This window comes from Winogradskyella arenosi, assembly GCF_003337305.1.
Taxonomy (GTDB): Bacteria; Bacteroidota; Bacteroidia; order Flavobacteriales; family Flavobacteriaceae; genus Winogradskyella; species Winogradskyella arenosi.
The window spans coordinates 671,614-683,750 of sequence record NZ_QPJO01000001.1 but is presented as its reverse complement, the minus strand read 5'-3'; the positions used below and the strand labels follow the sequence as shown (position 1 = coordinate 683,750).

General features: G+C 34.2%; 8 protein-coding genes. 5 read left to right on the top strand and 3 right to left on the bottom strand.

Going from position 1 to position 12,137, the window contains the following annotated elements; genetic code table 11:
- The first annotated feature begins 177 nt into the window (after positions 1–177).
- The 3 genes from DFQ08_RS02865 to DFQ08_RS02855 all read left to right on the top strand — a co-directional run bounded on the left by DFQ08_RS02865 (position 178) and on the right by DFQ08_RS02855 (position 6,506).
- Entirely contained in the window at positions 178–1,482 is a 1,305-nt protein-coding gene (locus DFQ08_RS02865; RefSeq protein WP_114308278.1) for a TlpA family protein disulfide reductase, read from the top strand.
- 138 nt (positions 1,483–1,620) lie between these two features.
- Positions 1,621–1,854, top strand: a complete 234-nt coding sequence (locus DFQ08_RS02860; protein ID WP_114308277.1) for a hypothetical protein — start codon at positions 1,621–1,623, stop codon at positions 1,852–1,854.
- A 215-nt stretch (positions 1,855–2,069) separates the two neighbouring features.
- Positions 2,070–6,506, top strand: coding sequence for a CheR family methyltransferase (locus DFQ08_RS02855; RefSeq protein ID WP_114308276.1), 4,437 nt, complete (start codon positions 2,070–2,072; stop codon positions 6,504–6,506).
- Positions 6,507–6,658: 152 nt separating this feature from the next.
- On the opposite strand, the gene DFQ08_RS02850 is transcribed toward DFQ08_RS02855, so the two are convergent.
- Positions 6,659–7,600 carry a nicotinic acid mononucleotide adenyltransferase gene (locus DFQ08_RS02850; protein ID WP_114308275.1) on the bottom strand — a complete coding sequence of 314 codons (942 nt, stop codon included), beginning with the start codon at positions 7,598–7,600 and terminating at the stop codon, positions 6,659–6,661.
- A 210-nt stretch (positions 7,601–7,810) separates the two neighbouring features.
- Between DFQ08_RS02850 and DFQ08_RS02845 the strand changes: the two genes are divergently transcribed.
- Positions 7,811–8,812, top strand: a complete 1,002-nt coding sequence (locus DFQ08_RS02845; protein WP_114308274.1) for an NAD(P)H-dependent glycerol-3-phosphate dehydrogenase — start codon at positions 7,811–7,813, stop codon at positions 8,810–8,812.
- A gap of 54 nt (positions 8,813–8,866) precedes the next feature.
- Here the strand turns inward: DFQ08_RS02845 and DFQ08_RS02840 are convergent, their stop codons facing one another.
- The gene (locus DFQ08_RS02840; RefSeq protein WP_114308273.1) at positions 8,867–9,262 is read right to left on the bottom strand and encodes a hypothetical protein; all 396 of its coding nucleotides are present in this window, start codon (positions 9,260–9,262) and stop codon (positions 8,867–8,869) included.
- A gap of 209 nt (positions 9,263–9,471) precedes the next feature.
- Between DFQ08_RS02840 and DFQ08_RS02835 the strand changes: the two genes are divergently transcribed.
- On the top strand, positions 9,472–10,992 hold the full coding sequence (locus DFQ08_RS02835; RefSeq protein ID WP_114308272.1) for a pyruvate kinase: 1,521 nt from the start codon (positions 9,472–9,474) through the stop codon (positions 10,990–10,992).
- Here the strand turns inward: DFQ08_RS02835 and pheS are convergent.
- Positions 10,989–12,008 carry a phenylalanine--tRNA ligase subunit alpha gene (gene pheS / locus DFQ08_RS02830; protein ID WP_114308271.1) on the bottom strand — a complete coding sequence of 340 codons (1,020 nt, stop codon included), beginning with the start codon at positions 12,006–12,008 and terminating at the stop codon, positions 10,989–10,991. The two genes, DFQ08_RS02835 and pheS, sit on opposite strands and share 4 nt — an antisense overlap.
- Positions 12,009–12,137 lie beyond the last annotated feature (129 nt).

Sequence of the window (12,137 nt, the reverse complement as noted above, 5' to 3'; positions counted from 1 at the left end):
TAACACTTTACATTGTAAAATGATGAAATAGGTTCACCCTTAGCCAAAAGTCAGAAATTCCTGTTAAATATTTAAAACTGATTATTTTGAAGTCGAATATATCCGTTACTTTTACAACAAGACCTAAGGCATTACACATTGCGCCCCTTAGCCTAGAATTTGAAAAGACTACACATCATGAAAAACTTACTTGTCCTCCTATTAGTTTTACCCGTTTTAACATTTGCTCAAAGTGTAGAAGGGACATTTACGCCTGCTGAAGATTATAGCTATGCTTTTCTTTACCATGCTACTCCAGAAAGGGCTAATTATATAGACCGAGGTCAATTAGATGCCGAAGGCCATTTTAAAATTGACTTAGATTCTACGCTAACTCCAGGGATTTATAAAATTGTTTATGCCACGCCTCCTGAGGAGAATAATTTCGATTTTATTTATGATGGAAAGGAACAGGTTGCTTTCAACTTCAGTTTAGAAAAAGGCGTTCAATTTACCATTTCCGAAGAAAATAAACTTTGGGACTCTTATCTTAAGAGTATGGAAATGATTAACCAAACTATTAGTAATTATTACGGAAAAAAGAATAAAGACAAAAAAGGTTTTCAGGCCATATTTAAAACCCTTAAAGACACACAAACGGCGTATGAAGAATTAGCAGAAGGTAAATTGGTCGTCCGTTTTATTAAAGCTAACAGACCTTATATTCCAACAGATTACGAAGATATAAGTACATACTCCAAACATTTAAAGGCTCATTTTTTAAGTCAAGTAGATTTTAGCGATGCCTTATTACAGAGTTCGTCTTATTTAACCGATCGTGTAACCGCCTACGTGTTTAATATGGTTATGAACCCTGATGAAACGGTTTACAAATCTCACATAGACGATGTTGCTTTGGCTATTGGCAATGACGATTTACCAATTAAAACCAGCTTATTACAAATGCTTTGGCAAACCTTTGTGGACTTAGACCATGCTAACATGGCCAATTATATAACAAATACTTACCTTTTAGAATTGGCAAAGCAAACAAAAAATATAGATTTGGAAGAAATGCTTATTGCTTATAAAAATACGCATATTGGTGCCTTAGCTCCAGATTTTGAAATTCAATTAAGCGACACGAAAACAAGTTTACATCAGTTAGAAGGGGCGAAACATTATTTATTAATTTTTTGGAGTAGCACCTGTAGCCACTGTTTAAATGAGTTACCACTAGTAAAAAAATTAGTAGCCAACCATCCAGAATTAAAAGTTGTAGCCTTTGGTTTAGAGAATGAGAAAAGCCATTGGGAGAAAGAAATTAAACAGTACCCTATGTTTATCCACACCAAAGGACTTAACAAATGGGAGAATCCAATTGTGAAAACTTATGGGATTTCTGCAACTCCGACCTATTTTTTATTAGATGCTTCTAAAAATATTGTGGCTAAACCCTATAATTATGAAGGCTTAGAATTGGCCTTAAAAAAACTATTTTAGGTATTTATCTACAAGTTTTAAAGGCCTTTTTTGAAAACTATTTTCCTATTAATTACAGTTTCATAATCTAGACATAATATAAATTATCGTTAAATTACCTGTTTTTATAGTTATATTTGACTCTTTTAGAACTACTTTATGACCTTTTCTACTTCAAATTGTGGTGAAACAGCGATGTCTTTACCAGCAATGTTTGCCACTAAAGCTTCTTATGCCATATGTCGTAAATCAAAGAATGGTATACGCTTTACGCATCATGTAAAACCATCAAGTTTTAATAATCCCTTGAATGATATTCCTATTTATATGTATTACAGAACAAGGTATGATGAAAAAGCGATCACCCAACGTTACAAATCTGTAAGGGCTTAAAACTTGAAAATAAATAATACCTGCAGCTAGAACTCTGAATAGGAACACAAATTATACAATGGCTATAACGTTAAACCTGTTTATCCTTTTTTTTAGCTTTACAAAACCCCTTTAAGCTTTTTTCGTAAGTCTTTAAATCAACCACAATAAAAACTCTTGTACCTCTATAGCCCAATAGATTTTACGTACATTTTACCCAAAACAACCCCTAATAAATGAAAGATAACGACCCCAAATTTTATGTTGTTGGTATAGGCGCCTCGGCAGGAGGTTTAGATGCTATTCAAAACCTCTTTGATCACATGCCTAACGACACTGGAATGGCCTTTATAATCATTCAGCATTTATCGCCAGACTTTAAGAGTTTGATGCCAGAATTACTTAGTAAGCATACAAAAATGCCAATTTATACGGCAGAGGATAAACAAACTATAAGACCTAATTGTATTTACTTAAACCAAAGGAGTAAAAATTTGCATATCAAAGGCACGCAACTCTACTTGTTAGACAAAGGGCCTAAACATAATTTAAACCTGCCTATAGATATCTTTTTTCATACCTTAGGTGAAGAGTATAAAGACCATTCTATTGGCGTTATTTTATCGGGAACAGGTTCTGATGGCTCTAGAGGTCTTAAAACTATAAAAGAAGGTGGTGGTACAACCATTGTTCAAGATCCTTCAACGGCACAGTTTGATGGCATGCCAAATTCGGCTATTTTAACAAATACACCAGACTACATCTTAAGCCCAGCGAAGATTGCAGAGATTATCCATAAAAATCCTTTAAGCCGACCACTACTTCGTGAAGGTTTTGATAAACATCCTTCAAACGAAACTTTAATTAACGATATCCTTACCATCGTTTTCAAATTCTCTGGCATAGATTTTAGAGAGTATAAAAAGAACACGCTTTTACGACGCATTGAAAAGCGAATGAACATTAACAGTATTGACCACATTTATGACTATGCGACATTTTTAAGTAGCAATATTAATGAGCAACAATCTTTAAAAGAAGATTTTTTAATCGGGGTTACACGCTTTTTCAGAGATACAGAGGCCTTTGAGCAATTGAAGAACAAAGTGATTCCTGAAATTTGTAAAAACAAAAATAAAGAAAACACCATACGCGTTTGGGTGGCCGGTTGTTCTACAGGGGAAGAGGTTTACTCTTTAGCCATGTTAATCGACAATTATTTACGTACCCATCAAATTAATTTAGAGTATAAAATATTTGCTACGGATATAGACCCAAGAGCTTTAGCTATTGCTAGTCTTGGTGTTTACCATGTTAACATTATTAATGAAATAGAAAAACCTTATCTCGATCAATATTTCATTAAACATGGGGATAAAATTCAAATTATAAACCGTGTCCGAGAAAAAATTGTCTTTTCTAATCACAATTTAATTAAAGACCCACCATTTATAAAAATGGATCTTATTTCATGTAGAAACTTACTCATCTATTTTGATTCTAAAATTCAAAAGAAGGTAATGTATAATTTTCAATTTGCATTAAATCAATTCTCTTATTTATTTTTAGGGAATAGCGAATCTTTAGGAGAAACGGCTAAACTCTTTAAAACCATTGATGTAAAATGGAAGATTTTTCAGAATATTGCACTTGCAAAACAAATTCCGTCACACAGTTCTAATTTAGATCGGATTACCACGCTTTCTTATAAACACCCAGAAACGCCACGGAGTACACCTCCTGTAAGTTTAAAGGAAAATCCTGAACTTATTTTTCATAAATATTTAAGTCAGAAATTTAGTCCAGCATCCATCTTTATTGATGAAGATTTCAATATTTTATTCATTAATGGCGATGCCGGAAAACGCTTATCACACAATTCTGGAATTTTTCAGAATAACTTATTAAAAATGGTAAGTCCAGATATTGCTATCATCATTAGAAGCGGTATCCGACGTGTAGAAGCCAATAAAGTAGATGTGGTAATTGAAGGTATTAATAATGTAATTGCAGGACAGAGCTACACCTTTGACTTAAAATTTCATAAATCCCAGAATTATAAAGACCTCAATAATTGTTATTTAATTGAGTTCACTAATGATGTTCCTGTAACAAATAAGACCCCGCTTGTTTTAGCGAATATTGATTTAGATGAAGTTTCTAACCAACGATTAGAAGATTTAGAAACGGCACTTAAAATTGCGAAGATCGAGTTACAAAATGCTATTGAAGAGTTAGAGACCAGTAACGAAGAGCTGCAATCTTCTAACGAAGAACTAATGGCCTCTAATGAAGAGCTTCAGAGTACCAATGAAGAGCTGCAATCTGTAAATGAAGAATTGTATACGGTAAACACCGAAATGCAAGAAAAAAATAAGGAGCTTACCAATCTTAATAATGATATTACCAACCTTTTAGACAACACCCAAATTGCCACCTTATTCTTAGATACCGATTTAAGAATTAGAAAATTTACACCAGCGCTAAAAGCGGTATTTAATTTAGATGAAGTAGACTTAGGCCGCACGCTATCTAGCTTTACATCTAATTTTAAAGAGGATACTAGAAACTCTATTATAGAAGATTCAAAGTATGTTTTAGAAAAATTAAAAATCGTTGAAAAACAGGTAAACGACCAAAATGGGAATTATTACTTATTACGTATTAGCCCATTTATAACCTCTAATAAGCTTATTAATGGGGTTGTAATTACACTTAACAATATTAATAAGCTCAAAGAAACGGAATTACAACTTGTTGAAACAGGTAGAAAGTACCAGAAGCTGTTTCAAAACCTTAATGAAGGTTTTATGCATGCTAAAATTATCACTAATGAGAAAGATGAACCTATAGATTGGGAATACATCGATATTAATCCGGCTTTTGAAAAAATCCTAAATTTAAAAACCGAAGACATCATAGGCAAACGCATTTTAAACCTGCGTCCAGAGTTAAGAGACGATCCTAACAATTGGATTTCAAGATACGGTAAAACGGCTTTAACGGGCGAAAACCAAATCTTTGAAATCTATATTCCGGAGTCTAAAAAACACTATTTCATTAATATTTTCTCTCCTAAAAAAGGAGAATTTGCAGGAACCATTTCGGATTATACAGATCTGAAAAATAAAGAAGAAGCTTTAAGTAAAAGTGAAAATGAACTTAATAGAGTTCAAGAATTAACTAGTGTTGGTGGCTGGTATTTAGATATCAATACAAACGCTGTGACATGGACGGGTCAACTCTTTAATATTTTTGGAATAGATCCTAACACCCCTCCACCAACCTACATTGAGCAACAAGATATTTTTACCGAAGAAAGTTGGAAACGCTTATCTGAAGCCGTAGAGAAAACACAAAAACAAGGTGTTCCTTACGAGTTAGAACTCAACCTTTATAATTTTGAAGGCCAAGAAATCTGGATTAAGGCTCAAGGAGAAGCTGTGAAGAACAAAGAAGGGGAAATTATTGGCTTAAGAGGTGCTGCGCAAGATATTACCAAGCATAAAAATGCCGAAGTAGAACTTATCAATGCTAGAAAAATAGCAGAAGAAGCCAATCTTCATAAAAACTATTTCCTAGCCAATATGAGTCATGAAATTAGAACTCCAATGAATGGAGTTCTAGGATTTTCTGAATTATTAAAGAACGATAGCCTAACGAAGGAAGAACGCTTTAAATATTTAGAAATTATAGATGGGAATTCTAAACAACTCCTTAATCTTATTGATGACATCATCGATATTGCAAAAATAGAGTCTAACGAACTGAAAGTAACGTTTAAGGAGTGTAATATTTCTAGTCTAATTGCTAATTTAGAAATCACCTATAACCAGCTAAAAATTGCCAAACATAAAAAAGACATTGTCTTTAGAACCCATATTCCTATTGAGAATTTACGCATTATTACAGATGGACAACGCTTACAACAAGTGGTTTCTAATCTTTTAAACAACGCTTTAAAATTCTCAGAAAAAGGAGAAATTTCCTTCGGATTCGACCTCGTAGAAAATGAGATAAAGTTCTTTGTACAGGATAATGGTATTGGTATTAAAAAAAGCAAGCAATTAGAAATTTTTGAACGGTTTAAACAACTCAATTATGAAAGTAATGCCAAATACGGCGGGACTGGTTTAGGCCTTACCATTTGTAAAGGTATCCTTACCTTATTAGGTGGTGATATCACAGTAAGTTCTGAAGAACATAAAGGTACCTTATTTGAATTCACTATTCCTGTAAAGTATGCCGAGTCTAGTGCAGAACCTACACAAGCCACACTTCCTAAAGAAAAGAATTTCTTAAAAGGAAAAACGGTTTTAATTGCTGAAGACGACTCCTTAATACGATTATTATTCAAAATTGTATTAAAGGATACTGAAGCCAATGTTCTCTTTGCTAAAACAGGTTGGGAGGCTGTAGAAATCTACAGAGAAACCGAACAAATTGATATTGTTTTACTAGATATTAGAATGCCTACCATGAGTGGTATTGAAGCTATGGGTAAAATTTTAAATATTAATCCAAAGGCTAAGATCATAATGCAAACGGCCTATTCTATGCCCGATGAAAAGGAACGTTGCTACCAAAAAGGCTGTTTAGGATTCCTCTCTAAACCTATAATAAAAGATGAGCTCTATGCCACCTTATACAAATGGGTAAATACAGAAATTTAAAATCCATTGACTTTAAAATTAAAAATCCAACACCTCCTGTGTTGGATTTTTTTGGTTAATATCTGGGCGAAGTATTGATATGGCCACAAAAAAAATACTCATCCAAAACTAATATCCGGATGAGTATCTCGAAGCTAAATAACCAACCAAATTTAGCTTCGTGTATTGGTTCTTGTATTCTCTACTTTCGCTGTTTGTTGTTTTCGTTTTTTACGGTCTAATTCGGTATTTGCCGATTTTCCGTCCGCATCAGAACTTCTGTAATAAGCAATATAACCACGACCATTAAAACGATAGGTTGTCCCAGAACTGGCATGATACAACTCAATAGTACTATCATTAATAACGGTGAGTTCGAAGAATTCATTGTCGAAATAATCATAATCTAATGTTAATGTTTTAAGGTAACTGCTCCCTGAAATATTCCCTACACTATAATCGCCAATAAAGTCCCAGTAAATAGCATTGGTATTATACACATTAAAGTCTTGAGAGCTTTTAAAAGTATCATCATTTCCTCCCGCTAAAAACTGCAAATAGTTTTCACTATCAAAGTCGTTTAGCGCACCATGATGACTGGTATAGATTTTTTCCCAAGCATCATATTCCTGAAGAAAATAATGAATATTATCGTAAAACACAAAGTTATAATCAAACGTAGACTTTTGGTAACCGTGTAAAAAATAAGAGGTATTGTTATAAGGGTTAAATAATTCAATGGTATTATAATCAATTTGATAAACATCAAAACTATCATAACCATCAATAACATGGTCGGTATCTAAAATCATGTCGTAGGCGTCATAACTTCCTATATGCACACCATAACCATTACCTTGATTACCAATTCCCACCAAATTATTATTTGCATACAAACGACCATTATCAAATGTTATTGTAAAAGCCATTTGAAGAAAAGGAGTTTCCCCATAACCTTGAGTTGCATTAATATCAACATACCACAAATCGTAAGAATTTAATAACTGGTTTAGAGATAAGGAGGATTCATTATTAATGTAAACTTCCTCGGTATAACAAGAAGTAAATAGAGTGGCTATAAATGCGAATCCTAAGAGTAGTTTTGTTGTTTTCATAATCTCAAGGTTTTAAAGTTACTTGTTAAGAGCATTTCAAAACACGTGCCAAAACCTATTTAAGGGATTTCCATACAACGAAGATTTTAAATCCCTGAAGGCTTTAAGGGCCTGTAAATACAGTAATTTTAACGCTAACATAACAAAATTCCTCAGAGATTTTTCCCTTAATTTTCCGTATTTTTGAAATACAAAATTGAATATATCACTATGAGTGACACTAAAAAATATGCCGTTTTTGGCGCCGGAAGTTGGGCAACAGCGATTGTAAAAATGCTCAGCGAGAATTTAGATGAAATTGGTTGGTATATGCGAAGCGCTTACACCAAAGAGCACCTCTTAAAAGAGCAGCATAACCCAAGTTATTTAAGTTCAGTAGAATTTCATACAGAACAATTAAAATTAAGCAACGACATTAATGAAATTGCAGCATGGGCCGATGTCTTAATCTTTGTTATTCCGTCTGCATTTATTCATTCAGAATTAGAACAACTCAATGTAGATATTAGCAACAAGACTATTGTTTCAGCCGTAAAAGGTATTATGCCCGAATCTGGAAAATTAGTTGGAGAACATTTCCACGATATTTACAAAATTCCTTTTGATCATATTGCGGTCATCGCAGGGCCTTGTCATGCAGAAGAAGTCGCTTTAGAACGCTTATCTTACCTTACCATCTCTTGTGCCGATAAAGAAAAAGCTGAAGCCATTGCTAAAAACCTCTCTAGTTCTTATATAAAGACAAAAACTAGCGATGATGTAATTGGTATTGAATATGCTGTTATGCTAAAAAATATCTACGCCATTGCAGCCGGAATTGCGCATGGATTGGGTTATGGCGATAATTTCCAAAGTGTATTAATGAGTAATGCCATCCGTGAGATGAAACGCTTTATTAAAAAGCGCCATAAGATGAAACGAAACATTAATAACTCAGCCTATCTAGGGGATTTATTAGTGACGGGTTATTCCGTCTTTTCTCGTAACCGTATGTTTGGAAGTATGATTGGTAAAGGGTATACCGTAAAATCTGCTCAGATGGAAATGAATATGGTCGCTGAAGGGTATTATGCCACAAAAAGTGCACACGATTTAAACAAAAAAAATAAGCGTAAAACACAGCTTCCGATTATTAAAGCGGTTTACGACATTCTTTATGAAAACAAAAACCCTAAAAAAGTCTTTGAAAAATTAGTTGACAAGCTTGATTAAGCCTTGTCATCATTAATATAACCTCATTAAGATTCCTGCTTCGGCAGGAATTTTTTATTTTACCAATATGCCCTTTAACTGCATTAACGGCACCGTTTGTAATGCTTTTTCATTAATAGTATTCTTTCTAAACAAATAGCTTTTATCAAACATTTGGTTACCTATAAAATAGGTGATTTTAAACTCGTTATTTAAAGCCAAAACCTTCTCTTGTAAAAACTCAATTTTTGCATAGCTTCTGCCTGGTAGCTTAGCAATGGTATGACGCATTACAGGTGTAATTTTTGTATCACTATAACCTCGTGCTACAATAAGTACAGTTTCTAAATCTTCATCACTATTATTAATGATATAGGCATTCCAATCTAAGGTTTTATACTCCAAATGCTTTTCTTGCACTACGGCAACATGAACATCTTTTACTTCTGGAATTTCAATATCTTTTTTCATAATCTCAGGCTTTAAGGCATGACTTTTTCATTCAATTTTCAAAAATAATACAAATCCCGTATTTACCGTCTAAAGGCCTTCTTAATTTCTAAAACCGACGCCTCTTCTTTTAGGCTTCTTACCGCTTTAGACTATGATGGAAATCATGATTTAAATCGCCTTAAGGCGGTACTTTTACAGCGCTTATTGATGTGTAAAATTGTTGTCTTATGAAATTGAATAAACTCACTAAAGGACTGGAAGCCATTTTAGAAACGCTTGAAACGAATGAGTCCAATATTAACCGTGTGACCTCAGAAATACATCAAAACTATAAACTTAGTGCAAAAAACCTTTGTCGCTATTTAATGCTCCGTACCTACGACTTAAGAAAATACCAAGACCATCTCTCTGAGGTTGGTGTCTCGTCCATTAGAACGTCTGAAGGTTATGTGTACAGCAACATCTTTAACGTGGTTAGAAACCTCAAACTTTTACAAGGCTTACCAGTACCGGAGCATTCACATATGGAAGTCATTGGCTATAAGAAAAGTAAAAAATTGGTTAAAAAAAATGCCAATGCCCTCTTTAAAAGAAACCGTACCAAGCATTTAGCTGAAATAATGGTTACACTACCTAAACAAGCTGCCAAAGACAAGGCCATCATTAGAGAAATGGCAGAAAACGGTATGGAAATAGCCCGTATTAATTTAGGTCATGATAGTATTGAAGATTGGACGCAGATGGTGAACTACATTAAGGAAATTAATAACCAAACGCATTTTAATATTAAAATTTATATGGATCTAGCGGGTCCAAAATTTAGAACGTCAACCATAGAAATAAGAAATGATAATGGTAAAATAAAACACAGTATTGCCATAAAAAAGGGCGATCATATTATCTTAACCAAGCGTCGCACCAAAGGGAAAGGCTCAAAATTTGACCACACCAATACTCAAATTGAAAAAGCCGAAATTGGGGTGTTACTTCATGAAATTATTGATGACATCAAAGTCGATGATGTCGTGTTTTTTGATGATGGTATGATTAAGGCTCAGGTCCTTAAAAAATCGGAAGCCGATGTAGAGCTTTTAATAACGGACTGTTACAAATCGAAACTCTCTTCTGAAAAAGGAATTAACCTTCCGCATACCAAATACAAATTACCGGCATTAACCGAAAAGGACATTAACAATCTGCCTTTTGCCTGTGCGCATGCCGATATGCTTGGCTATTCTTTTGTTCGTAATAAGGAAGATGTGAGCTTTTTATTTGAGCAGCTCCATCTTCACAACGCTAGCAATCTCGGAGTGATTTTTAAGATTGAAAATGTTGAAGCTTTTGAAAACTTACCCGAAATATTATTAGAAGGCATGAAACACAACAGTATTGGGGTGATGATTGCCCGTGGAGATCTTGCGGTAGAGGTAGGTTTTGAACGGATTTCTGAAGTACAAAATCAAATTTTATGGATTTGTGAAGCCGCTCATATTCCTGTTATTTGGGCCACACAAGTCTTAGAAAATTTAGCAAAAACCGGCATTCCTACTCGTGCAGAGATTAGTGACGCCACGCTTGGGGCTTATGCAGAGTGTGTAATGCTAAACAAGGGTCCTTATATCAATAATGCGATAAGAACCCTTGAGAATATTTTAATTAGAATGGAATCCAATGCGTTTAAAAGAAAAAACGCGTTACGACCTTTAAATCTCGCTATACATTCAACCGAAAAACTATTTAGACCTTAAAGCGAACTTTTAAATTGCTCTAAGAAACGAACATCATTTTCACTTAATAAACGAATATCGCTAATTTGGTTTAATAACATGGCAATACGGTCAATCCCCATACCAAAAGCAAAACCAGAGTATTCTTTAGAGTCTATACCACAATTTTCTAGAACGTTAGGATCTACCATACCACAACCCATAATTTCTAACCAACCCGTTCCTTTAGTAATTTTATAATCGGTTTCTGTTTCTAGTCCCCAATACACATCCACCTCAGCACTAGGTTCTGTAAATGGAAAGTAAGACGGACGCAATCTAATTTTAGATTTCCCAAACATCTCTGTGGTAAAATATTGAAGGGTTTGCTTTAAGTCTGCAAAACTTACATCCTTATCAATATACAACCCTTCTACTTGGTGAAAGAAACAGTGCGCACGTGCCGAAATAGCTTCATTACGGTACACACGTCCTGGAGAAATTGTTCTAATAGGAGGTTGGTTATTCTCCATATAACGCACCTGAACAGAACTGGTATGCGTACGCAATAAAATATCAGGATCAGTTTGAATAAAAAAGGTATCCTGCATATCTCGTGCCGGATGGTATTCTGGCAAGTTTAATGCGGTAAAGTTATGCCAATCATCTTCAATCTCCGGACCTTCACTAACGTTAAAACCAATACGAGAAAAGATATCTATGATTTCATTTTTAACAATAGAGATTGGATGACGTGCGCCTAAGGCAATCGGTTCACTAGGACGCGATAAGTCGCCATAAATCCCTTTATCTTCCTCAGCACTTTCTAAGGCTTCCTTTAAGGTGTTTACCTTAGCCTCTGCGGTATTTTTAAGCTCATTAATAATTTGTCCGAATTCACGCTTCTGATCATTCGCTACGTTTTTTAATTCGCCATAAAATGCTTTTAAATGGCCTTTTGAGCCTAAATATTTTATTCTGAAGGCTTCAACTTCTTCTTTAGATTGGGCTTTAAAAGCTTCGGCTTCTGCTATAAGTTCTTTTATCTTGTCTATCATGGTTTCTAAAAGTAGGTGGCAAATTTAAGGAATTATGAACGTAAAAACACAAAAATTACAGGATATACCGCAAGCTTTACTATTGCTATTTTAACTTGAAATTTCAGTTTTGTACTGCTCTTGGTAAAT